The sequence below is a fragment of the Natronococcus pandeyae genome (genome assembly GCF_008122205.1).
Classification (GTDB): Archaea; Halobacteriota; Halobacteria; order Halobacteriales; family Natrialbaceae; genus Natronococcus; species Natronococcus pandeyae.
In genome coordinates this window covers 34,381-58,584 of record NZ_PHNJ01000006.1, presented here as the reverse complement: position 1 = coordinate 58,584, position 24,204 = coordinate 34,381, and the positions used below count along the sequence as shown (strand labels likewise).

General features: G+C 65.5%; 19 protein-coding genes. 10 read left to right on the top strand and 9 right to left on the bottom strand.

The annotated features are described in order from the left end of the window. Nucleotides 1–108 precede the first annotated feature (108 nt). From CV102_RS12735 to CV102_RS12725, 3 genes are all read left to right on the top strand, one after another. The gene (locus CV102_RS12735) at nucleotides 109–2,760 is read left to right on the top strand and encodes an efflux RND transporter permease subunit (protein ID WP_148858394.1); all 2,652 of its coding nucleotides are present in this window, start codon (nucleotides 109–111) and stop codon (nucleotides 2,758–2,760) included. 97 nt (nucleotides 2,761–2,857) lie between these two features. Next, nucleotides 2,858–4,087: a S8 family peptidase gene (locus CV102_RS12730; RefSeq protein ID WP_148858393.1), complete on the top strand. Its 1,230-nt coding sequence runs from the start codon at nucleotides 2,858–2,860 to the stop codon at nucleotides 4,085–4,087. Nucleotides 4,088–4,173: 86 nt separating this feature from the next. Continuing rightward, complete coding sequence (locus CV102_RS12725) at nucleotides 4,174–5,835, top strand: acyl-CoA synthetase (protein WP_148858392.1); 1,662 nt, start codon at nucleotides 4,174–4,176, stop codon at nucleotides 5,833–5,835. A gap of 39 nt (nucleotides 5,836–5,874) precedes the next feature. On the opposite strand, the gene CV102_RS12720 is transcribed toward CV102_RS12725, so the two are convergent. Continuing rightward, on the bottom strand, nucleotides 5,875–7,239 hold the full coding sequence (locus CV102_RS12720; RefSeq protein ID WP_187432958.1) for a VWA domain-containing protein: 1,365 nt from the start codon (nucleotides 7,237–7,239) through the stop codon (nucleotides 5,875–5,877). Continuing rightward, nucleotides 7,236–8,225 carry an AAA family ATPase gene (locus CV102_RS12715; protein WP_148858390.1) on the bottom strand — a complete coding sequence of 330 codons (990 nt, stop codon included), beginning with the start codon at nucleotides 8,223–8,225 and terminating at the stop codon, nucleotides 7,236–7,238. Before CV102_RS12715 ends, CV102_RS12720 begins: the two co-directional genes overlap by 4 nt. Before the next feature lie 856 nt (nucleotides 8,226–9,081). Between CV102_RS12715 and CV102_RS12710 the strand changes: the two genes are divergently transcribed. The 3 genes from CV102_RS12710 to CV102_RS12700 are packed head-to-tail and all read left to right on the top strand — an operon-like array spanning nucleotide 9,082 to nucleotide 12,844. Continuing rightward, nucleotides 9,082–9,561, top strand: a complete 480-nt coding sequence (locus tag CV102_RS12710) for a (2Fe-2S)-binding protein (protein ID WP_148858389.1) — start codon at nucleotides 9,082–9,084, stop codon at nucleotides 9,559–9,561. Then, the gene (locus CV102_RS12705; RefSeq protein ID WP_148858388.1) at nucleotides 9,558–11,945 is read left to right on the top strand and encodes a xanthine dehydrogenase family protein molybdopterin-binding subunit; all 2,388 of its coding nucleotides are present in this window, start codon (nucleotides 9,558–9,560) and stop codon (nucleotides 11,943–11,945) included. The genes CV102_RS12710 and CV102_RS12705 overlap by 4 nt, the downstream gene beginning before the upstream one ends. Continuing rightward, nucleotides 11,945–12,844 (top strand): FAD binding domain-containing protein, encoded by a 900-nt coding sequence (locus CV102_RS12700; RefSeq protein WP_148858387.1) that lies wholly within the window; start codon nucleotides 11,945–11,947, stop codon nucleotides 12,842–12,844. Before CV102_RS12705 ends, CV102_RS12700 begins: the two co-directional genes overlap by 1 nt. 353 nt (nucleotides 12,845–13,197) lie before the next feature. Here CV102_RS12700 and CV102_RS12690 read toward each other — a convergent pair whose 3' ends face one another. Beyond that, nucleotides 13,198–13,443, bottom strand: a complete 246-nt coding sequence (locus CV102_RS12690) for an acetyl-CoA carboxylase (RefSeq protein WP_148858385.1) — start codon at nucleotides 13,441–13,443, stop codon at nucleotides 13,198–13,200. A 186-nt stretch (nucleotides 13,444–13,629) separates the two neighbouring features. On the opposite strand from CV102_RS12690, the gene CV102_RS12685 reads away from it, so the two are divergent. Genes CV102_RS12685 through CV102_RS12675 form a run of 3 tightly spaced genes read left to right on the top strand, consistent with a single transcriptional unit; the run spans nucleotide 13,630 to nucleotide 16,858 of the window. Continuing rightward, nucleotides 13,630–14,532, top strand: coding sequence for a 5-oxoprolinase subunit B family protein (locus CV102_RS12685; protein WP_148858384.1), 903 nt, complete (start codon nucleotides 13,630–13,632; stop codon nucleotides 14,530–14,532). Continuing rightward, entirely contained in the window at nucleotides 14,532–15,497 is a 966-nt protein-coding gene (locus CV102_RS12680) for a 5-oxoprolinase subunit C family protein (protein WP_148858383.1), read from the top strand. The genes CV102_RS12685 and CV102_RS12680 overlap by 1 nt, the downstream gene beginning before the upstream one ends. An 8-nt stretch (nucleotides 15,498–15,505) precedes the next feature. Continuing rightward, entirely contained in the window at nucleotides 15,506–16,858 is a 1,353-nt protein-coding gene (locus tag CV102_RS12675) for an acetyl-CoA carboxylase biotin carboxylase subunit (protein ID WP_148858382.1), read from the top strand. 25 nt (nucleotides 16,859–16,883) lie between these two features. Here CV102_RS12675 and CV102_RS12670 read toward each other — a convergent pair whose 3' ends face one another. From CV102_RS12670 to CV102_RS12645, 6 genes are all read right to left on the bottom strand, one after another. Next, nucleotides 16,884–17,645: a LamB/YcsF family protein gene (locus tag CV102_RS12670; protein ID WP_148858381.1), complete on the bottom strand. Its 762-nt coding sequence runs from the start codon at nucleotides 17,643–17,645 to the stop codon at nucleotides 16,884–16,886. Between the two features lie 261 nt (nucleotides 17,646–17,906). Further along, the gene (locus tag CV102_RS12665; RefSeq protein WP_148858380.1) at nucleotides 17,907–18,806 is read right to left on the bottom strand and encodes an HFX_2341 family transcriptional regulator; all 900 of its coding nucleotides are present in this window, start codon (nucleotides 18,804–18,806) and stop codon (nucleotides 17,907–17,909) included. Between the two features lie 54 nt (nucleotides 18,807–18,860). Then, nucleotides 18,861–20,483: a bacterio-opsin activator domain-containing protein gene (locus tag CV102_RS12660; protein ID WP_148858379.1), complete on the bottom strand. Its 1,623-nt coding sequence runs from the start codon at nucleotides 20,481–20,483 to the stop codon at nucleotides 18,861–18,863. A gap of 132 nt (nucleotides 20,484–20,615) precedes the next feature. Further along, nucleotides 20,616–21,221 (bottom strand): hypothetical protein, encoded by a 606-nt coding sequence (locus CV102_RS12655; RefSeq protein WP_148858378.1) that lies wholly within the window; start codon nucleotides 21,219–21,221, stop codon nucleotides 20,616–20,618. A gap of 73 nt (nucleotides 21,222–21,294) precedes the next feature. After that, a complete protein-coding gene (locus CV102_RS12650; RefSeq protein WP_148858377.1) occupies nucleotides 21,295–22,764 on the bottom strand; it encodes a sodium:solute symporter family protein in 1,470 nt (489 codons plus the stop codon). After that, nucleotides 22,761–23,042, bottom strand: a complete 282-nt coding sequence (locus tag CV102_RS12645; RefSeq protein WP_148858376.1) for a DUF3311 domain-containing protein — start codon at nucleotides 23,040–23,042, stop codon at nucleotides 22,761–22,763. Before CV102_RS12645 ends, CV102_RS12650 begins: the two co-directional genes overlap by 4 nt. Before the next feature lie 176 nt (nucleotides 23,043–23,218). Between CV102_RS12645 and CV102_RS12640 the strand changes: the two genes are divergently transcribed. Beyond that, complete coding sequence (locus CV102_RS12640; RefSeq protein ID WP_148858588.1) at nucleotides 23,219–24,181, top strand: helix-turn-helix domain-containing protein; 963 nt, start codon at nucleotides 23,219–23,221, stop codon at nucleotides 24,179–24,181. Nucleotides 24,182–24,204 lie beyond the last annotated feature (23 nt).

Sequence of the window (24,204 nt, the reverse complement as noted above, 5' to 3'; positions counted from 1 at the left end):
GGCGCGTCTCCGGACGCAGGCCGGGATCGCCCGGTGTCGCCGGATTCTCGGCGGGACGCTCGAGTCGAAGAAGTCCGCGAGCCGACCGGCCGGAGGCGGCGATAACGAATGTCGGGATCGCTCGCCGATCGCTACGCCGACGCGATCGTCTCGCACAGCAAACTCGTCGTCGTGGTCGTCCTCCTGCTGACGGCGGTCGTCGCCGCCGGGGCCGCGATCGGCGACAGCGAGGACGAGGGGATCGGCCAGTTCGAAACCGACTCCGAGGAGACTGCGGCGCTCGAGGAGATCGAGGCGACCTACGGCACCGACGACCGCGTCGTCACCCAACTCGTCGTCCGCGACGAGGGCGGTGACGTCCTTACGCGCGACTCGTTGCTCGATGGGCTCTATCTGCAACAGGAGGTTCGCGAGGACGAGGACCTGAACGCGACGCTCGACGACCAGGGCTTCGTCGGCCTCGAGAACGTCGTCGCGACGGGTGCCGTCTTCGAGGATCGTGCGGCCGAGGCGAACGGACCGCCCGATACCAGCGAGCCGACGCTCGAGGAACAGATCGAGGCGCTCGAATCCCGCTCGGACGAGGAGGTCGACGACCTTCTGGCGGACGTGCTCGACCCCGATTCGGAGACCCAGGGCGAGGATCCCTACGAGTTCCTCCCGACCGAGTACGAACCGGGCTCGACGACCGCCGACGCGCGGATCGCGTTCCTCTTCCAGGTCGACGAGAGCGGCCCCGACGAGGATCCCGAGGCGGCCTACGATGCGCAGGTCGAGATCGGCCAACTCGTCGAGGATCGCTTCGACGACGCCTTCCTCTTCGGGCAGGGGATCACCAACGAGGCCTCCTCGAACGCCGTCGGCGACAGCTTCGCCATCATCACGCCGGTCGCCCTCGTGCTCGTCCTGTTCGCGCTCGGAACCGCCTACCGGGATCTCGTAGACGTGCTGATCAGCGTCTTCGGCATCGCGGTCGTGATGGCCTGGTTAGCGGGGATCCTCGGCTGGCTCGAGATTCCGACGAGCCAACTGCTGATCGCCGTTCCGTTCCTTCTGATCGGGCTCAGCATCGACTACTCGTTGCACGTCGTGATGCGATCGCGCGAAGCGCGTGCGGGAACGCTCGAGCGCGACGGCACGGCGACCGACGGCGGCGACGAGACCGGCGGCGAACTGGCGGTTCGAAACGGGATGCGCGTCGGACTCGCCGGCGTCGTGCTCGCGCTCGCGGCCGCGACCTTCTCGACGGGGGTCGGCTTCCTCTCGAACGTCGTCAGCCCCCTGCCCGCGATCCAGGACTTCGCGATCCTCTCTGCGGGAGGGATCCTCGCGACGTTCGTCTCCTTCGCCGTCCTCGTGCCCGCGCTGAAGGTCGAGGTGGACGACCTGCTCGAGAGCCGGTTCGGAATCGACCGACGGAAAGAGCCGTTCGGCAGGGGGACGGGAATCGTCAACCGCGGACTCTCCGGCGTCGTCTCGCTCGTCCAGCGTGCGCCGCTCGCGGTCGTCGCACTCGCCTTCCTGCTGGCTATCGGCGGCGCCTACGGCGCGACGGGGATCGACACCGAGTTCAACGAGGCCGACTTCCTGCCGGAGGATCCGCCGGAGTGGACGAAATCGCTTCCCGGCGGGCTGGCTCCCGACACGTACACGATCAGCGACGACGCCGAGTACCTCGGCGAGAACTTCCAGCAACGGGGTGAGGGAAGCCAGAGCCAGATTCTGATACGCGGAGACGTGACCGATCCGGCGACGCTCGCGGCGATCGATAGCGCCGCGTCGGACGGCGGCGGAGACGGGACTCGCGGCACGATCATCACCCGATCGGGCGGCGGACCGGCGATCGAGAGCCCGGTCTCGGTACTCCGTGAGGTTGCAAGCGAGAACGAGTCCGTCGCCGCCGCGCTCGAGGAACGCGACACCAATGGCGACGGCCTCCCGGACGAGGACCTCGAGGGACTGTACGACGAACTGTACGAGGCCGACGAAGAGGCGGCGTCGACGGTGCTCTACCGTACGGACGATGGCGAGTACGAGTCGGCCCGCCTGCTCGTCAGCGTGCGCGGCGACGCGGCCGCACAGTCAGTCGCCGACGACACCCGCGGTATCGCGAGCGGGATCGAGGCGAACGCTCCCGCGTCGGCCATCGCGACCGGCGGCCCGGTGACGACGGCCGTGATCCAGGACGCGCTGCTCGAGACGCTCGTCCAGGCGTTCGCGGTCACGCTAGTGGTGATCCTCACGTTCCTCACCGTCCTCTACTGGGTGCGCCACCGGGCGCTCACGCTCGGCGCGATCACGCTCGCGCCGGTGGTCGCCGCGCTCGCGTGGCTGCTCGGGGCGATGGCTATCCTCGACCTGCCGTTCAACAGCGAGACGGCCGTGATCACGAGTCTCGCGATCGGACTGGGGGTCGACTACAGCATCCACGTCGGGGAGCGGTTCATTGATGAGCGGGACTCCAGAGGAGTCCCGGATACCCGAACGGCGACCGGTGGGTGCCGTGAGGACGAATCGGATCGCCGAGACTCGCTTCAGGACGCCCTCGCCGCAACCATCACCGGCACCGGCGGCGCGCTGCTCGGGAGCGCCCTGACCACGGCGGCCGGCTTCGGCGTCCTCGCGCTCGCGCTGGCCCCGCCGCTCCGACGGTTCGGTCTCGTGACCGGGCTGAGCATCATCTTCGCCTTCGTCGCCTGTCTCACGGTGTTGCCGTGTCTGCTCGTGCTTCGCGAACGGCTCCTCGAGCGGACGAACTGACTCGGCCGCAGGCGGCCCGGCTTCTACAGGCTGTTCTCAATTGTTGAAATAATAATAAATTGTTATTGTACTATCGTGGAGAGTGATTAGAGGAACCATGACCGACACCAGGAGATCGTTCCTCACGGGCGTCGCAGCGACGGGACTCGGCCTTTCAGTGGCGAACACAGCAACCGCACGAGAAACGCAGCGGTATCTCGTCACCGGGGCCGAGGGCAACGTTGGTCGGCGCCTCGAGCGCGAGGGGTTCGTCGTCGACGCCGCGCTCGAGGACGCGAACGTCTTCGTCGTCACCGGGCCGGCCGGCGAAACCGACGCGATCCGGGGTGTTTCCGGCGTCCAGGCCGCGACGGTCGATTACGTAATCGATTACGAGGAGCCGGCCGACGGCGCGACCTCGGTCGAGAGCGACGACGTCACCGGCCAGCAGTGGGACAAGGAGCTGATCGACGCGTTCGAGGCCCACGATCACGCGACGGGAGCCGACACGCGTCTGGCCGTCATCGACACCGGGATCGACTACGCCCATCCGGATCTCGCGCCGAATCTCAACACGGACCTGAGTCGGATGTACCTGGACGGCGAGGTCGGCGAGGACGGCGACGACGTTCACCTCCACGGCACCCACGTCGCCGGAATCGCCGCGGGAAGCGGCGACAACGGGTTGTACGGCGTCGCACCCGAGGCCGAACTCGTTTCGCTGCGCATCTACGGGCCCGACGTCAGCCAGTCGAACACGAGCGACGTGTTCAGGGCGCTCGATTACGCCGCCGAGATCGGCGCCGACGCCGTCAACATGAGCATCGGCAGGGGCCCGCGACCGCCACAGGACAACGCCCACGCGAGCCGCGATGCGTACCGCGTCGCCCAGGAGCGAGTCATCCGGAGCGTCGTTCGCCGCGGTACCAGCGTCGTCGTCGCCGCCGGAAACGAGGACACGAACCTCCAGCACGGCGGGAAATTCCACCAGTGGAGCAGCCTGACGGGAACGCTCGGCGTCAGTGCGACGACGGAAGACGACGAGCGTGCCTCCTTCTCGAACTACGGGACGAACACGATCGACGTCGGGGCGCCCGGCGCTAACGTCTACTCGGCGATACCGCTCGATTACGAGTTCGAGCCGCCCTACGCATTCCTCTCGGGGACGTCGATGGCGTCGCCGCAGGTGGCCGGACTGGCGTGTCTGGTCAGGGAACTCGAGCCGGAGTCCAATCCCGAGCAGGTCGAACGCGCGATCAAACGCGGCGCGGAACTCGCCGACGGCGACAGTCACCCCGACTTCGGCGCAGGACGGATCAACGCGCTGCAGACCGCCGAATCGATCTGACGGCGCCGGATTACCGTCGGTCCGGATCCGTCGAGGCCGCTCGTGCCGTCCGATGAGTTATGGGCGTTGCCGTGTGCACGTCCCACATGGGAACGGCACCGAACCTCGCGGACTACGAGGGCCTCTCCGAGGTCTTCGAGTGGGACAGCATCTACGCCGACGCCGACTGGGACGCTCCCGACGAAATCAACGTTGCCCACGAGGTCTGCGACCGCTACCGAACCGAGCGCGGTACCGTCGCGCTGTACTTCGTCGGCGCCGACGGCGAGCGCGAGCGAATCACGTTCTGGGAACTCGCCCAGTGGTCCAACCAGTTCGCGAACCTGCTCGAGGCGCTGGGCGTCGAGCGAGGTGATCGCGTCTTCGCGTACATGCCCCGGGTCCCCGAACAGTACGTCGCGATGCTCGGGACGCTCAAGACGGGCTGCGTCTTCGGCGGCGTCGACCAGCAGTTCGGCCCCGAACAGGTCGCCTACAGACTCGAGGACGCCGGCGCCCGCGTCGTGATCACGACGCCCGAGAACCGGGAGACGGTCGCGACGGCGCTCGAGGACGTCCCGTCGGTCGAGCACGTAATCGTCGTCAGCGACGACGGGATCGGCGTCCGGCGCGGCGACGTCAGCTACTACGAGGCAATGGAGCGGGCCAGCCTCGAGTACGACACCGTCCGGACCGAGGGGTCGGACCCCGCGTTGCTGTACTACACCAGCGGCGTGACGGGGCCGGCGAAGGGGATCGTCCACGGTCACCGGTGGATCGTCGGCGTGGCCGCCGCTCAACTGTACGCGGCCGACCTCCAGCAACACGAGACCGACCTCTACTGGGCGACGGGCGACCGCGGCTGGCTCACCGCGCCCGTCAACGCGCTCGGCGTCTGGTTCTGGGGGCACAGCATCCTCGCCTACGAAGGCGAGTTCGATCCCGACACCTGGACCGCATTACTCGACGAGTTCCCGGTCACCGTCCTCTCGAGCGTCCCGGCGCTGTACCGCCAACTCAGGAAGAACGACGATCTCCTCGCCGATGCGGACCTCGACCTCCACCGCGCGGTGAGCACCGGCGAACCCCTCGACGCCGAGCTGATCGAGTGGGGCGAGGAAACCCTCGGAACGCCGATTCACGACAGCTACGGGCAGGCCGAGACGGGGAACATGATCGTCAACACCTACCCGTCGATCGAGACGCGCCCGGGGAGCATGGGCAAGCCGCTCCCCGGCGTCGAGGCGGCGGTCGTCGACCCCGACACTGGGGACGAACTCGAGGCCGGCGAGACGGGCGAGATCGCCGTCCGCGGCGAGTTCCCCTGTTTCTTCCTGGGCTACTGGGAGGATCCCGACGCGACCGAGGAGACGTTCGTCGGCGACTGGTACCTGACGGGCGATCTGGGTCGGGTCGACGAGGACGGCTACGTCTGGTACCAGGGGCGGGCCGACGACGTGATCATCAGTGGCGGCTCCCGGATCGGGCCGTACGCCGTCGAACGAGCCGTCGCGGACCACGACGCTGTCGCGGAGGTCGCCGTCGCCCCGACGCCGGATCCCGACCTCGAGCAGGTGGTCGAGGCGTTCGTCGTGTGCGAAAATGCCGAACCGAGCGACGAGCTCGCCGAGGAACTCCGAACGCACGCGGCCGACCGGCTCCCGGACCGTGCAACGCCGGAAGCGGTCGAGTTCCGCGACTCGCTCCCGCGAGCCGTGACCGGACAGATTCGCCGCGGCGAGCTTCGGGAGTCCTCGCTGGACGACTGAGCTGCTCTCGACGGACATCCCGTGACGGCAGTCGTCGCGCTACCGCTCGTCTCCCTCGGACGCCGTGTCCGAGCGCGCCCACCCTCTCCCTCGTGGACGCCGCGCCGAATCGCCACGACCGTCGTACACGTAGCCGATCCGACCGTGAACGCCACGAAGAGAGAGCTGTCTGGCGATTTCCTCGAGGTCCGCCGGGCGAGCAAACCCGAACAGTCCGTCGACGTACGGGGACGCGACCGCCATTCCGCGACACGTCGGTTCGTACTCGGCGTCGACCGCCAGGGGGTTGAGCCAGAGAACGGAATCCGCTCGCCTCGAGAGCCAGACCATCCCCCGTTCGAGACGATCGAGTTCGCCGACCTCGAGGCCGTCGCTGATGACGAGCACGGCGGTCTCTCGGTCGACGGCGTCCGCGTAGTCGGTCCGAAGTGTCGAAAGCGCGTGTCCGATCCGAGTGCCGCCACCCCACTCGGTTTCGGCTCGCTCGAGGGCTGCGATCGCACGGTCGGAGGACGGTTCGTCGAACTGCGCCGTGACCTCTCGCAGGCTGGTATCGAAGAAGAACACGCGGACGGATCGCCAGTCGGCGCGCATCTGCCGAAGGACGCCCAGCAAGAACCCGCGATCGATGCTGTCGAGAACCGACCGGCTCACGTCGACGAGAACGATGGCGTTCACCGCCGTTTGATCGTAGCTCCGTCGATCGACCTCGAGTACGGTTCCACCGGTTCCGAAACTCCGTCGGAGGGTCCGGCGAACGTTCAGTTTGGACCCTGCTGGGTCGTCGCTGAGACGTCGCCCCCGTTTCCGACCCAGAGCCCGGCCGATCCGCTCGAGGGGCTCGCGAACGTCTGCACCAGGTATCGCGATATCGTCGACGACGAGGCGTTCCGAGCGACCAGTTCGGGTCGACAGCGCGCGAAACACGTGACCGTCGTCCCGTTCAGTATCCGATTCGTCGTCCCCGTCTGCGGGCGCGTTCGATTCCGGGACGACCGACTGCGCGCGTTCCGTTCGGTCGATCGACTCCCCGGTCTCGTCGCGGTCTCTCCCGTCCCGGTTCGATTCACCGGCCTGTGGCACCGCGAAGGGCTGGGTCGTGCCGTCGGAGGCCGCGGACGACTCGTCGGTCCCGCTTCCCGTGAGATTTTCCCAAAAAACTGGAAAGAGCCGTTCGAACGCGTCGATATCCGCCCGCTGAGAGACGAGCGTCGTCCGAAGCGCGGCGCGGACTCTCGTCTCGTCGGACTCGGGGAGCGCCGCGACGGCGCGGGCGGCCGTCACGGTCGCCGTCGGTGGGACCGTTGCGCCCTCGGCGCGGAGCGCGTCGGCGAACGTCACGACCTCGCTGAGAACGTGGTCGCGGACGGCCTCGAGCGCCGCTGACTCCGTGCCTCCAGTCACTGTCCCTCCGTCCGTTCGCGAGCGTCGCGGGCCGCCCGGGCGAGGTCCTCGAGCAGGTCGTCGTCGATCCGCGACACGTCTTCGGCCTCCTTCAGCAGACACGACAGCGTTCGGTCGATTAGCCGGGGCGAGAGCGCGGTATCGGTGTCGGGTTCCGTCTCGTCGGCGTCGCTCTCGTCGGCGTCACTCTCCTCGGCCCCGGTTCCGAATCGAAGCTCGAGAAGTGCACGAGACCAGTCGAGCGTCTCCGCGATTCCCGGCTGTTTCAACAGGGGCTCTTCGCGCAGTCGCTGGACGACACCACAGATCTCCGCGGCCGTCTCGCCGTCCAGTTCCGGCGCCTTCCGCTGGACGATTTCCCGTTCCTTCTCGAACGACGGCGGTTCCAGATGGAGGTACAGGCAACGTCGCTTGAGCGCGTCGCTCAGCCCCCGCGTTCGGTTCGACGTAATGAGGACGATCGGCGGAACCGACGCCTCGATCGTTCCCAGTTCCGGCACCGTGACCTGAAACTCCGAGAGAAACTCGAGCAACAGTGCCTCGAACTCCCGGTCAGCGCGGTCTACTTCGTCGATGAGGAGGACGGCGGGTTGCTCACGATCACCCGACAGCGCCCGGAGCAGGGGTCGCTCGAGCAGGTACTCCTCGTCGAACACCGAACTGTCGTCGGTGACGCCGCGCTCGCCGGCCTGCACCGAGAGCAACTGTTTCGTGTAGTTCCACTCGTAGAGCGTGTTCTCGGCGGCCAGCCCCTCGTAACACTGCAATCGAACGAGTTCGGTCTCGAGACCGTCCGCCAGCACCGTTCCTAACTCCGTCTTCCCGCTGCCGGGTTCGCCCTCGACGAGCAGCGGCCTCCCGAGTCGAAGGGCGAGCAGTACCGGAACGACGATGTCGTCCTCGACGACGTACTCCTGCCGGTCGAAGAGTCGTCTGAGATCCGACTCGGTAAACGACGCGAACGGGCTCGCAGTCGGTTCAGTCATTGCTCACCGCTAGGCAGCCATCGCCGCGCTGGCATCCATCGACGATCAGTGATTCTCGCGCCCATTGGGACTCTGTGTCGTTCCGATGCGCTCCAGCGGGTAAACCTTCGCTCGAACACGGGGGTCGATAGTCCGAAACGCCTGGTCGGGAGATCAGACCGGACAGGACTGGTCGTGGACGGGGAACGCTCGCTCGCGTTACTGTAACAATAGTTGGGATATCGCTTCTGTATTTGGTCTTGGTACTGAATCTGTGTCGGTCGAACGTACACACGCGCGTAGAACGTCCGGCGGTGAGTCTGCAGCCCTCCCCAACCACCGCCGGGCGGGGCTGAAAGGGGCCATGGGCTTTCGCGGTGCTCGCTCCGGGAGCAACTCCTGCTCGCACGAACACACGGGATGGCCACATCCTCCCCAGCCGACTCACTCGCTGGCGGGCTCACGGCCGCTGGCCGTTCGCCCGTCCGCGGCGCTATGCGCCGCGCTCCGCTCGTTCGCCCCTCGCACACTGTTGTCGACCGTCCTCACTGGTGCTCACGGTTCCCTTCGGTCACCGTTCGCTTTCCGAGGTGCTCGCAGGCTCGCACCTCGCTACGTTCGGCCGGTCGACAGCGCGCGCCACCGCAGCGAGGGGTGGCCGGCCCAAACTGAGACGTCGTCCACCGACACTGGATACAAATTTCACGTCCAGATCTGAACAACAAAGCCGTGTTACTATCTACTGGTAAGGGACAGTCCGTAATCGCGGTTACGAACCTATTTATTTCGATGAGTCGACCATGAGATGTGGATCCGTAACGTGGTGATTGCGAGCAGTTCCCACGAAAAGGTGAGACGAACACGCAGAGGTTAATGAATGTCAGAACACGATATATCGGTAACTGTTAACGGAGAACAACACGAGCTGTCCGTCGAACCGCGGACGTTGCTCGTGACGGCGCTTCGAGACGAACTCGGCTACACCGGCGCGAACGTCGGCTGCGAGACGGGACGGTGTGGTGCCTGTACTGTCAGGGTAAACGGCGAGGCGATCAAGTCCTGTACTCGTCTGGCCGTCCAGGCGGACGGCTCGGAGATCGAGACGGTCGAAGGACTCGGCGAAAACGGCGATCTTTCGGCCCTCCAGGAGCGTTTTCAGGAACATCACGGGCTCCAGTGTGGCTACTGTACGCCGGGGATGCTCGTGACTGCCGAGACGTTCCTGCGGGAGAACGACGACCCGTCGCGCGAGGAGATCCGGGAGGCGATCGAGGGCAACCTCTGTCGGTGTACCGGCTACCAGAATATCGTCGACGCGATCGAGGCCACGGCCGACCAGTTGGGTGAGCACCGATGAGTGACGCGGATGGGGCGGATTCCAACGACGACGGCAGCAGTGGCGCCTTCGGCGCCGCGATCGAACGCGGCGAGGACGTGCCACTGCTGACGGGTGACGGGCAGTACACCGACGACATCTCCCTCCCCGGAACGACTCATCTGGCGATTCGCCGGTCCGATCACGCCCACGCGCGCCTCGAGAGCGTAGACACCAGCGCCGCGGAAGCCATGGACGGCGTGGTCGCGGTGTTCACCGGCGAGGACGTCGTCGAAAGCGGCGTTCCGAACACGATCCCGACCGCGTGGGATCTCCCCGGTCTCGTCCAGCCACAGTATCGCATGCTCGCCACGGACAAGGTGCGCCACGAGGGAACCGCCGTCGCCGCCGTCGTCGCGGAGACCCCGCACGCGGCCCACGACGCCCTCGAGCGAATCTCGGTCGAGTACGAGCCGCTCGAGCACGTCACCGATCCGGTCGAGGCCGTCGAACGCGACGTCCCGCCGGTGCACGACGAAGCCGAGGACAACGTGGCCTTCGACTTCGAACTCGGCGATTCGGACGCCACCGACGAGGCGTTCGCCGACGCCGACCGGGTCACGAGCGTCGACCTCCGACAGCCGCGTATCATTCCGAACGCGATGGAGCCGCGAGCGGCTCTCGCCGACTGGGAGGAGACGACCGAAAAGCTGCGCCTCTGGATGACGAGTCAGAACCCGCACCTCCACCGAATGCTGCTCTCGGCGGGCACGCTGGGGCTCCCGGAGAACAGGATCCAGGTGATCGCTCCCGAGGTCGGCGGCGGCTTCGGCAGCAAGATCTACCACTATCCGGACGAGGCCGTGACGGCCTGGTGTTCGATGCAACTCGGTCGGCCGGTGAAGTGGCAGGCGACCCGGTCGGAGAGCTATTTGACGGACTGTCACGGCCGGGACCACGTGACGACCGGCGAGATCGCCCTCGACGACGATGGGACGATCCGCGGCGTTCGGGTCGAGACCCACGCCGGACTGGGCGCACAGCTCTCGCAGTTCGGCACCGCGACGCCGTCGTATCTGTACGCCACCATTCTCTCCGGCCAGTACGCGATCCCGGCGATCCACTGTCGCGTCGTCGGCGCGTTCACGAACACGACGCCCGTCGACGCCTACCGCGGTGCGGGTCGGGCCGAGGGGATCTACGTGATCGAGCGACTCGTCGACGTCGGCGCGCGGGAACTCGAGATGGATCCGGCCGAACTGCGACGGCGGAATCTCATCCAGCCCGACGAGTTCCCCTTCGAAACGGCGGCGGCGCTCGTCTACGACAGCGGCGAGTACGAACGCGCGATGGACGTGGCACTCGAGCACGTCGACTACGACGAACTGCGCGAGCGCCAGGACGAACTTCGAGAGGAGGGGCGATATCTCGGAATCGGCGTCGCCAACTTCGTCGAATCGGCCGGCCTCTCGCCGTCCGGGCTCGCGGGCGATCTCGGCGCCCAGGCCGGCGGCTGGGAGAGTTCGATCGTTCGCTTCGACTCGACGGGATCGGTGACGATCCTCGCGGGAACGGCCGATCAGGGACAGGGTCACCGAACGACGTACGCCCAGATCGCCGCCGAGGAGCTCGGACTCTCCGTGGACGATATCGACGTCGTCGAGGGTGACACCGACCGGATTCCCCAGGGGATGGGGACCTACGGCAGCCGGAGCGCGTCGGTCGGCGGCGGCTCCATCGCCCGCGGCGCTCGCGAGGTCCGGGAGAAGGCCCGTCGGATCGCCGCCCACCAGCTCGAGACGCCCGTCGACGACCTCGAGTTCGAGGACGGCGAGTTCCACGTTACCGGCGCGCCGGATCGATCGCTGCACATCCAGACGATCGCTCACGAGGCCTACCTCGGCCACGACCTGCCCGAGGGGATGGATCCCGGGCTCGAGGAGACGAACTTCTACGACCCGGAGAACTTCACCTACCCCTTCGGCACGCACGTCGCCGTCGTCGAGGTCGAACCCGAGACGGGTGAGATCGAGATCGAACGCTACGTGGCGGTCGACGACTGCGGCGAGATCATCAACCCGATGATCGTCGAGGGGCAGGTCCACGGCGGGATCGCACAGGGGATCGGGGCCGCACTCTACGAGGGCGCGGCCTACGACGACGAGGGTCACCTCGAGACCCGTCGGATGGACGAGTACGCCGTCCCCCACTCGACGCAGTTGCCGGAGTTCGAGACGGACAGTACGGTGACGCCGAGCCCGCACAACCCCATCGGGGTGAAAGGCGTCGGCGAGTCGGCGACTATCGCGGCGACACCGACCATGGTCTCCGCCGTCGTGGACGCGCTCGAGCCGTTCGACGTCGATCACCTCGACATGCCGATCACGCCGGAGTCGGTCTGGCGGGCCACGGAGGGTGATCGCTGATGTACACGAACGATTTCGACTACTACCGGGCCGACAGCGTCGACGACGCGCTCGCACTGCTCGGCGACCACGACGGCGCCGAACTGGTCGCCGGAGCACACGGCCTGCTTCCGCGGATGAAGACGGGGGAGGAATCGCCCCCGGCGCTCGTCGACATCAGCCAGTTGAGCGGGCTCGCCGCGATCGAAGAGACGGACGGCAGTAGCGGTGACAGCGGCGGCGACGGAGTCTCGATCGGCGCACTCGCCACCCACACCGACATTGCTAACTCCGAGATCGTCCGTCAGCGTGCGACCGCGCTCGCCGACGCTGCGGCGGAGTTAGGCGATCCGCAGGTCCGAAACGGCGGCACGATCGGTGGCAATCTCGCCCACGGCGATGCGCGCTCGGATCCGCCGGCTGCGCTGCTCGCCCTCGATGGCTCGCTCGTGGCGCGCTCTGCCGGCGGTGAGCGGACGATCGACGCGACCGACCTCTTCGAGGGGCCGTTCGAGACTGCGGTTTCCAGCGACGAGATCGTTACTGGCATCCGGATACCGACGGCCGACGATGCCGTGAGCGGCTACTACAAACGGAGAAACCCGCTCTCGGGGTACGCGATGGTCGGCGTCGGCGTCTGGCTTCGGACCGACGGCGAGACGGTCCAGGAGGCTCGAGTCGCCGTTACCGGTGCGACGACCACTCCCACGAGACTGCCGGGAGTGGAGGACGAACTCGAGGGCGCAGCGGTTACCGAGGAGGCGATCACTGCGGCGGCAGCCCAGGCCGGCACGACGCTTCCCGACGAGGCGTTCGTCTCGGACGTCCAGGCGTCTGCTGAGTATCGTGCTCACCTCCTCACGGTCGACACCGAACGGGTGCTAGGCGAGGTGTTGGACGTCGACTATAGTAGCCACTGAACGTCAGTGCACACCCGATCGCACTGTCCGCGGGTCTCGATTGCGTCGCTCACGGGTCGTTCCTCCCCGTTCGCGTTGCGCGGTTCTCACTCACTTCGTTCGCTCACGGGTCGTTCCTCCCCGTTCGCGTTGCGCGGTTCTCACTCACTTCGTTCGTTCCGAACCGCGCTCGTTCCGAACCGCGCTCGTTCCGAACCGCGCTCGTTCCGAACCGCGCTCACTCCGAACCGCGCTCACTCCGACCCGCGCTCCCATCGTGCGATCGGTGTGTAAACCGTTTCAGTTGGTACTATAGCGAGCGATCAAAAGCGCGTCACGCCGGCGACAAGTTCGGCCGACGATCCGGGTCGGCGTCAGTTGGGTTCGAAAACCAGCAGGTCGTCACCGGCGTCGACTTCCTGTTCGTTTTCCGCGACGACTTCGGTAATCGTTCCGTCCGCTGGAGCCGTAACGTCGTGGAAGTTCTTCATGACGCCGACTAACCCGACGACGTCGCCCTCGGCGACCTCCTCGCCCTCGTCGACGAACGTCTCTTCGTCCGGATCCGGACGCGTGTAAAAGACTCCGGGCATCGGTGACTGGATGTGTTCTGTCGTCATCTACGAAATCTTAGGAGTCAATAACGGCCCCGTGTATATAGACTTTGACAAAGCTACACCCCAACAGGGATCTCGTAAACTGCGTATGGCGGGTTCGTTTACGAATGTATATAATTATAAGAATGGTTCTGCTGCCGTAATCTAGTCGGTATCTATACAATGGTAACCGTTCTCTCACTCGGTAGGATGAGTGATCGAACGATAACGAGACAGGAGCTGCCGTCTCCACGGTACGAGTACGGCGGGGACGACTGGGTGTTCGTCGAACTCGACGAAGCGATGAGTTTCGACGCGAACTTCAAGGCACAGGCGATCACGCAGGAGATCCGACAGAACAGTCTCGAGGGGCTCGTCGAGGTCGCCCCGTCGAACGCCTCTTACCTGATCCAGTTCGATCCGAGCGTGCTTCACCCGGACGAACTGATCGACGAACTGAAATCGCTCGAAGACGAGATCGACGTCTCGGAGTACCAGTGGGAAGCGCGAGTGTTCGACATCCCGGTCTTCTACGACGATCCGTGGACCCACGAGACGGTGATGGACTTTCGAGAGCGCCACCAGGATCCGGACTCGACGGACCTCGAGTACTCCGCCGAGATCAACGGCTTCGATTCCGTCGAGGCGTTCGTCGACCACCACGCCGGCGCGCCGCATATGGTGACGATGATCGGCTTCGTCCCCGGACTGCCGTTCTGTTTCCAGATGGTTCCTCGCGACGAACAGATCGAGGTGCCGAAGTACGAACAGCCGCGGACGGCGACGCCGAGTCGGGCGATCGGATTCGGCGGCGCGTTCACCGCGATCTACCCCGTTCCTGGGGCTGGCGGCTACCAGCTCTATGGTCGAACGCCCGTCGAGGTATTAGACGTCGATCAGGAGCTGTCGGGCTTCGAAGAGTCGATGGTGCTTCCCAACCCGGGAGACATCCTCAACTTTCGCCAGATCGACCGCGAGGAGTACGACTCGATCCGTGAGGAAGTCGAGAACGGAACGTACGAGTACAACTACGACCGGGTCGACTTCGAGCCGCAGGCGTTCTTCGAGGATCCACGCGGCTACAACGAGCAGCTTCTGGAGGTGCTCGACTAATGCGCGTTCTCGACGGCGGACTCGTCACGACCGTCCAGGACACCGGCCGGTACGGCCACTACCACATCGGGATGCCGCCCTCTGGCGCAATGGACCAGTTCGCCCACAAGGTCGGAAACTGGCTGGTCGGAAACGACGAGTCCGACGCAACCCTCGAGATGACTTACATGGGCGCAGACGTCGAGTTCGAGGAGGACGTCGTCTTTGCCGTCACCGGTGCGGACATGGGTCCCTCGCTCGAGGACGAACCGGTTCCGACGTGGACCGCCGTCCAGGCCGAGGCCGGTGACACGCTCACCTTCGATTTCGCGACGGAGGGCACACGGTCGTATCTCGCAGTTGCCGGCGGCGTCGATATCGAGCCGGTGATGGGGAGTCGTGCGACGTACACCTTGATCGGGATCGGCGGCCACGAGGGTCGATCGCTCGAGGAAGGCGACGAACTGCCGATCGGTGAGTCGCCGGCGAACGCCGACGCGATGATCGGTCGCTCGATCGCCGAGGAGAATCGACCAGATTACTCGGCGACTGAAATTAACGTCGTGATGGGGCTCTGTGACTATCGCCTCACCGACGAGGGGCGAGAACGGTTCCTCGACGCCGACTGGAAGGTCTCCGACGAGGCCGACCGGATCGGGTACCGGTTCGAGGGGCCCGACATCGCCGACATGTTCGAAGAGCGCGAACAGCCGTTCGGTGCCGGACCGGACGTCACCAACGTCGTGGACCTCGGCTATCCCGTCGGCTCCATCCAGATGGCCGGACAGCCGATTATTCTGATGCGAGACGCCGTGACGGGCGGCGGATACGTGACCGTCGGGACCGTCGTGAGCCCCGACCGCGACGCGCTCGCTCAGTGTCGAACGCACAGCACCGTCGACTTCAACGCCGTCGACGTCGAGGAGGCGCTCGAGATCCGCCGCGAGCGAGACGATCGCCTCGAAGAAATTCAGAATTCGTTGTAGTCCAATAGATGATCAACAAAGTACTCGTTGCGAACCGGGGCGAAATCGCGGTCCGTGTGGCACAGGCAGCAACCGAACTCGGAATGGAGACGGTCGCCGTCTACAGCGACGCCGACGAGACGGCCAAACACGTCCGCCGTGCCGACGAGGCGTACCACGTGGGGTCCTCAGTCGCCGGAAAGAGCTATCTCGATCAGGAGTCACTCCTGGAAGCGGCGACCGAAACCGACGCCGATGCGATCCATCCGGGCTACGGATTCCTCGCGGAGAACGAGTCGTTCGCTCGCCGCGTGGAGGAGTCCGAATTCATCTGGGTCGGTCCGCCGTCGGACGCGATGGCCGACTTCGGCGAGAAGACCAAGGCGCGTGCCATCATGGACGAGGCTGGCGTCCCGATCGTTCCCGGAACCGACGAACCAGTCGACGATCCGGAGCAGGTGAAAGCGTTCGCCGACGACCACGGCTACCCGGTCGCGATCAAGGCGGACGGCGGCGGTGGCGGGCGCGGGCTGAAAGTCGTCAGCGGACCCGAGGAGGCCGACGAGGCCTTCCGGAACGCCAAACGCGAGGGGGAGGCGTACTTCGACAACGACGCCGTCTACGTCGAGCGCTTCCTCGAGAACCCGCGACACATCGAGGTCCAGGTTATCGGCGACACGCACGGGACCGTGCGTCATCTCTACGAACGCGACTGCTCCGTCCAGCGTCGCCAGCAGAAGCTCATCGAGGAGACGCCCTCTCCGGCCCTCGACGAGGAGACTCGAGAAGAGCTCTGCGAGGCCGCTCGAGCGGGTGTCGCCGAAGCCGGCTACAGCAGCGCCGGGACCGTGGAGTTCCTCTACGAGGACGGCGACTTCTACTTCCTCGAGGTGAACGCCCGAATCCAGGTCGAGCACACGGTCACCGAGGCGGTCACGGGCATCGACATCGTCAAGGAGCAGTTCCGGGTCGCCGCGGGCGAGGAACTGTCGTTCGAACAGTCCGACGTCGAACCGCGAGGGGCCGCAATGGAGTTTCGCATCAACGCCGAGAACCCCTACGAGGAGTTCAACCCGACACCCGGCACCCTCGAGACGTACCGTCCGCCCACGGGAATGGGAATTCGCGTCGACGACGGTGTCAATGAAGCGGACAGGATAAGTCCGTTCTACGACTCGCTCGTCGGAAAGTTCATCGTTACCGCGAACGACCGGACGGAGGTTCTCGAACGCAGCAAGCGCGCGCTCGAGGAGACCGAAATCGACGGGATCTCGACGACGATTCCGTTCCATCTCGCGGTGCTCGACGACGAGGTGTTCGTCGAGAGCGACCACACGACGAAATACCTCGACCAGCAGTTCGACGGGCTGGACGACTCCTGATCGAACGGAGCGACGACGGATCCGCTCAGACCAGTTCGTCGAGGCGAGCCAGGTCGATTCCTTCGGCCTCGAGTCGCTCGTGGATCGTCTCGAGCAACTCGACCGAGTTCGGGCCGTCACCGTGAATACAGATGGACGACGCGGGGACGTCGATCGTCGTCCCGTCGACGGCCTCGACCTCGCCGCGCGTCGCGATGGAGACGACTCGATCCGCGACCAGGTCGGGATCTTTCGGCTCGACCGATTTCTCGACGATGAGCGTTCGGTCGGCGTTGTAGTCGAGGTCGACGTAGCCTTCGAAGACGGCGTCCAGTTCGTCGTACTCCTGGGCGATCTCGTAGATGTTCATGTCGGTCGCCAGATAGACGAGGTCGGGGTCGACCTCGAGGACGCCTTCCATGACGGCGCGGCAGTGCGCCGGGCTCTCGGAGAGCATCGAGTACATCGCGCCGTGGGGTTTGACGTGCTGAACGGACGCGTCGTGCCGGCTCGCAAACGCCATCAGCGCGCCCAGCTGGTAGACGACGTAGTCGCGAACCTCCTCGGGGGTGGCGTCCATCGTCCGGCGACCGAACCCCATCTTGTCCGGGAGACCGGGGTGGATGCCGATTCCCACGTCGTGTTCTGCAGCGAGTTCGACGGTTTCCCGCAGGACGTGCGGGTCGCCCGCGTGGTAGCCGCCGGCGATGTTCGCGGAGGTGATGTACGGCATCACCTCGATATCGCGTCCCATCGTCCAGTTTCCGAAGCTCTCGCCCATGTCGCAGTTGATATCGATTGCAGTCATCGTTGAATCGGGGTGTGTCGTACGTTCGTCATCCTCATACTTGAGGTGTTCTGAACCCGATGACAGTGACTCTCAGTCTACAGAGTAGACGGCTGGGGCCGTTTACGGAGACTCCTCGTCACGGTCTCGGAAACTGCGGATGGGGCCGAGTAGCGATTCAGTGTAGTCGGAGGGGTCGACCACCGACCCGGTCCTGGCCGAACGACGCTGCCACGAACGTCGGGACGCGCTGGCCCTTCGGAATGCGCCGGTCCCACGGCTCTATCGTTCCAAACCGTTGTTGGAGTGTGCCCGCACCCAGAGCTCTCCGATCCGGGAGAGCCGCGTCCGGTAGGACTTTCCGTGCTCCTCTCGCTCGATGTATCCTTTCCCGCCGGGGCCGAGCCGGTCGACGTTGTAGATGACCTTCGAGCGGAAGCTGTCGGTGTACTCCTCGTTCAGTTCGCGGGCCAGCGACTCCGCGAGTTCCGAGACGGAGTCGAACTCGCCGTCCTCGCCGAGTTTGTAGAGGATCAGCTCCTCGAACGGTTTGACGTTCGAGAAGGAGGCGACGGGGAGTTCGACGACGTGCTGGCCGTCGATCTCTTTCGCCCCGATCGTCGTGCCGCGCTCGTCGAACTCCGCGAGCAGGGAGCGAGCGCTCTCGAGTCGGTCTGCGATTCGGTCGTCGTCGATCGACTCGGACTGGAGGTCCTCGAGCAGATCGATCCCCTCCCGAAGCTCCTCGGCGAGTTCGGTCTCGAGATACTTCTCCGGGGCGGTGTAGTAGGTGTGGATCGCCTCGCGGTCGTCCTCGCGTTCGACCATCAGGGAGTGGGCCGCCGTCGCGAACGCGAAGCTGACGGTTCGGGGCATCGCGGCGACGTTGACCCAGACGTCGTTGCCGCGGTCGAGTTCGGCCGTGATGAGTCCGTACGCCTGCTCGAACGCGTCGTCGTAGTCGTAGACGTCCTCGAGGACGAACCGGTCGGTCTCGGCCCCGAGCAGGTTCTGGAAGTCCGTCTCGAGTTTCTCCGAGAGGTGTCTCGAGTACTCGACGTTGGCCTCGCTGCCGACGGCCCCCTCGAGCAAGATGACGCGGTCGACGTCGATCTGATCGCGCACCAGCGGCGCGATCAGCCGGTCGTAGTCGAAGCCGACCGGGACGATGTGGGTTTGCATACGCGATACTTCGTCGGCGTCGTAATGAATCCCGGGAGGTCGCACCGACAGCGGTCACTCAGCCCCGCCGGAATCCCCGCGCGTCGTATCCGGCTCGTTGAAGACTGCCGCGACGATCTTCTGCTGGGCCGACCGGAGGTGCTCGTGGAACGTCGGCGGCGAAATATCGAGCGTCGCTGCGATGTCCTCACCCGAACTGTTTCGGGGCCACTGGAAGAAGCCGGCGTAGTAGGCCGTTTCCAGAACGGTACGTTGGCGTTCGGTCAGTTCCCTGGCCAGGTGGTCCTGAATCTGTGCGATCGACTCGTTGGAGGGTCTCACCTGTCGGCGAGCGACGTTCGTTGTCTTCGAATAGACGGACTGGATCGCCTCGGTCACGGCGCGGACGTCCGTTCTCTTCGGCAGGTGAATCGTCATCGTGTAGTCGCCGCCGTCGATGGCAGCCGACTCGACGTAGCCGCCGTGTGCGGCGACGACCGAGAACATCGGCGGCGACGTGATCGTGAGTTCGAACGTGATCTCCCCGGCCGACTCGTCGAGTATCGAGACGTCGTCCCAGTGGGGGATACACTCGGTCAGTTCCTCCACGTTCGGAAACGTCTCGGCCGCCGTGATGCCGTACTCGAGGAACAACTCCTCGTCGACCTGGACGACACGCTCGAAGGAGACGTACCCCTCGGCCATCGGCGGCCCGTCGAACAGTTCGACCGCGTTCTGGATCTCGTACTCGAGTTCGATCAGTTCGTCTCCCATCAGCGCGCGCTTGCGCTCGAGGGCGGCGATCGCGTGACCGAGGATCTCTCCGAGCTGTCCGATCGCCTCCCGTACCTCGGCTGTGTACGCGTGTCGACGTGCGCTCGTGACACCGAGAACGCCGTACAGTCCACCGTCGTGGACGATCGGAATTGCAGCGGCTGACCGGTAGCCGCGCTCGTAGGCGTCCTCGTGCCAGGGTTCGAAATCGGGGTCGGAAAGGACGTTGTTCGACACCTGTAGCTGCTGGGTCCGTATCGCGCGCCCTGCCGGACCACGACCCGCCGGATCGTCCGGATCGGTCGAAAGCGGGATGCTCTCGACGTATCCCTCGATGCCCGCTTCGGCCCGACGAGTTACATCCGCCGTCTTCGAGTCGATTGCGGCGACGAACGCGAACTCGTAGGCTGGCGCATCGGCGAGCGTTTCGCAGGTGAGTCGTTCGAGTTCGTCCCGTGTCGACCCGGTGGCGATCGCGCCGTTGATTACCTGCATGACGGTATAGACGTCGTTCAACGCGTCCATCCGCTCGCGCTGGCGCTCGAACTGACGTTCGCGTTCTTTCCGTTCGGTAACGTCCTGGACGTATCCCGTCAGGCCCGTCTGCGAGGGAAAAATGCGCGCTTCGAGCCAGGAGTCTGTAGGTGGATGGTAGGCGTCGGTGGCCATCAGTTCCTGGTGCTCGAGTGCGCGTTCGTGCGCGTGCCCGAACAGCGACTGAAGCGTCTCCTGTATCGCGTCGCCTTCCGTTCGGTCGGTTCCGATGAGTTCGCTGGCGCGTTCGTTGACGACGGCGTGTTGCAGGTCGGCGTCGAGTACGTAGACGCCATCGGGAAGTCGATCGAGAACCGTCCAGACGTGATCGGGTACGCCATCGCTGTCGACGAGAGAACCGGCCTCGGTGGGCTGTCGGTCCTCGTCCATGGCACAACCGTGTCACAGAGACGCATAAACGTGGCGAGTACTGTGCTCTTTCTATAACGTATGCACCCGAATAATAGTCGGGCCGACACCGGGGGCTGCAGTGACCGACCCTGGGTTTACGTTGTTAGCCGGTTACTCGGCCTGAGAGTCGATTTCGATCGTTCGGACCAGTTCCGAAATCGTCTCGCGGTCGCGATCCGGGTTCACCTCGAGCGCGCTCGCCTCCGCGTCGACCGTCTCGAGCGGCAGGACGCCGCCGGCCATCCCGTAACTCGTCTCGGTCGGCCAGACGGCGACGTGTGCCTCGGTCGCCACCCGGTCCGTTCCGTTGGCCGTCACGTCGGGATCGACGGGGTAGGCCGCCTCGAGGACGTACCACTTTCCAGCGTTTCCGTTGGGTCCCTCGAAGTCGAGCGTCTCCCGCGTCCCGTCGACGACCAATCCTTCGTCCGTGAGGGTGTCGACGAACTGTGATTTCGCCTTCGGTGCAGCCTTCGAGAACGTCGATTCGGGCGAGACACCGATCGTCGACAGCGACGGCGAGATCCCCACGTCGACGGCGAACAGCGACCGAACCGGGATTCTGCTGGGCCCGAGTTCGGACGGTGCTCTCGAATCGGTCGGCTCGTACAGCGTCGTCTCGGTCGTGATCGTGGCCACGAGAACCGAGGCCTCTCCGGTTCGGGTTCCGAGCGGCTGCCACCTTTCGGCGAGTGACTCCGGCAGATCGGTCGTCATCGCCCTGGCATATGCGACCCGGTCGTTTCGGTGTGTCGCTTGTCGCTCCCTGCAGTCGAGGGGAATCCGGCGGTCAGTCCGCACCGAGTCCGTCGAAGTAGATCGCCCGCCGCTCGTCGGCCGCCGGCGTCGTCACGAGGGAGACCCCGACAGTGACGACGAGGCCGACCCCCATCCCGACGAGTCCGGCCGTCCAGCCCATGTAGGTGCTGGGAACGACAGCGAGGAAGAGACTCGAGAGGTAAAACAGCTGACTGACCAGGATCCCGGCCGTGATCCCCGTTCTGGTCGTCTTTCGCCAGTAGAGTGCGATCATCACTGGGAGGGCGAGCTGGGCGAAGCCGCTGAAGGCCGCGTCGCCGAGTTCGAACAGTGTCGCGGGATTCACGAGGCTGGCGAGGAACGAGGCCGTCGCGAAGACGACGACCCCGACGCGGGCGAGCAGGTCTTCGCGCCGGTCCGAGAGGCTCGCCTCGACGAACGGTCGGTAGAGATCCCGCGTGAAGTACGACGAACCCGACAGGAGCATCGAGTCCGAGGAGGACATCATCGCGGCCATCGCGCCCGCGATGACCAGCGCGGCGAACCAGACGGGTGTGAACTCGGCCAAGATGACCGGGAGGACGTTTTCGCCTTCCGGAATCGCCACGTCGAGGCCCCGGGCCCACGCGCCGAGCATGAACGACGGGACGAACAGCAACACGCAGAGGATCGGCCACAGCGCGAACGAGCGCTTGAGAACCGTCCGCGAGCCCGCGGCGAAGAAGCGCTGGTTCACCTGCGGGAACATCGCGACGCCGAAGCCGATCACGATCGCCGTCGAGAGCATCCACTGGGGCGTGTAGTGGTCGCTGCCGAGCGCCAGGTGGTGGGCCGCCTCGGCCTCGAGTGCCGCCGAAGCGGCGCCGGGGCCGCCGACGACGGCGAGCACCCAGATCATCGCGATCCAGGTAGTGACGAGCATGAACGCTCCCTGGAGGGTATCGGTCCAGGCGATCCCCCGGAAGCCGGCGACGACCACGTAGAGGATCATGAACGCCGTAATCAGTCCCGCGCCGACCGCGTAGGGGACGGCACCCTCGGTCAGCGCCTGCAACGCGGTGCCGGCGCCGACCTGCTGGAGCATGACGTACGGGAACAGCCAGAGCAGGCTCACGCCGGCGACCAGTCCGCGAAGCCGCTTCGAAGCAAACCGGTCACCGAGCATCTCGCCGAGGGTGACGTACTCGTAGCGCTGGCCGAGCAGCCACTGCTTGTAGCCGATGACGTACCAGAGGATCGCGAAGATGATCCCGTCCATCAGTCCCATGACGAGGATCCACTCCGGCCCCTCGTAGTAGGCGACGTTCGGCCCGGCGAAGAACGTAAACGCCGATAGCAGGGTCGCAAAGGTCGTAAACAGCAAAACGATCGTCCCGACGGTGCGACTCGCGAGGTAGAAGTCTTCGGCCGTCCGGTCGGTGAGTCGGTAGGCAACCAGTCCGATCGCGAGCGCGAGCAGGAGGTAGCCGACGATGATGGTGAGTTGTATCGTGACGGTCACCGAGTCTCACCTCCGGTTTCTGCCCCGGAGTCGCGCCCTCGCGGCGGTCGTCGCTCGTCGCTCGAGTCGGCGCCGGTAGACTCGATGCCGAGCCCCCACGCCCGCTGGGCAAACAGCCAGAAGACGATCGAGGCGAGCACCATCCAGCCGACGTGCCACCAGAGCCACAGCGGGATTCCCGCGACGAGCGTCGCATCGTTCCAGAGGAACCACGGTATCGCGAGCGCACAGAGTCCAATAGCGACTGCGAGCCACCCCCACAGTTCCAGACGCGGCATGGTCGATGGTTTGTCTCGGGGTGGGTAACTGTTACTGTTCGATCCCGGCCATTGAACGAATTTTTCCATCAATAGTGCTCCTCCGCCACGTCCCGCGGTTTTGGTTAGGTAAAATCGCTCTTTCAGGGAGGAAAAGGAGTATATGTGTCGGCGAAAGAATGAGAGTCGAACCCGATATGGCTCGCCTGTTCCCCTTCCGCTCGGAGCCGTCGACCGGGGAGGGGCAACCGCGTGTCGTCGACCTCGAAGGCGAGGACGCCGACGCGGTGTTCGGTGCCCTCTCGTCGACGACGGCCCGCCGGATCTACGCGCGACTCGACGACGAACCCGGAACGCCGAGCGACGTCGCCGACGCGATCGACTCCTCGATACAGAACGTTCGATACCACCTCGAGAACCTGGAGGACGCGGGTCTCGTCGAGATCGTCGACACGTGGTACTCCTCGCGTGGCAACGAGATGAGCGTCTACGCGACGACGGACGGCCCGTTGATCGTCACGAGCGACGAGTCTCGGGCCTCGCAGTTGCGGACGGCGCTCTCGCGGCTCATCGGCGGGATCGGTGCGCTGGCAGGCGGGAGTCTGCTGGTCCAGCACGCCGTTACTCGATGGTTCGGAGCGGGGTCGGACGGTTTCGTGCCGATGGGCGGCGAAGATAGCGCAGACGAGAGCGATGCAGGTGATGTACCGGCCGGTGACGATGCGGGCGGCGGTCAGGACGCCGAAGAGCGGGAGGAACCTGGCGACGAGACTGCGGACGACGGCCCCTCGGAAGACGCGGAAGCCGAAGAGGATGCGGAAGCCGAAGAGGAAGCGGCCGACGACGAGTTCGCGATCGCCGACAGCGACGAGGAAGACGGCGAGGACGGCGCCGACGAAACCGACGACGCCGAAGCGGATAGTGCCGACCAGACCGACGCCGACGCCGAAACCGAACCGGACGAGTACGACGAGGCCGACGATACTGCAGTGACGGACGACGGCGGTACCGAAGGAACCGAAACCGTCGCCGACGGCGGTGCCGAGGCCGCTGATGCGGTCTTCGGGACGATCCCACCGGGGCTGCTCTTTTTCTTCGGCGGACTGGTCGTCCTCCTCGCCGTCACGCTCTACTGGTACTGGTACCGACCGGCGTACTGACCGCCGATCGCCGCTCTACAGGT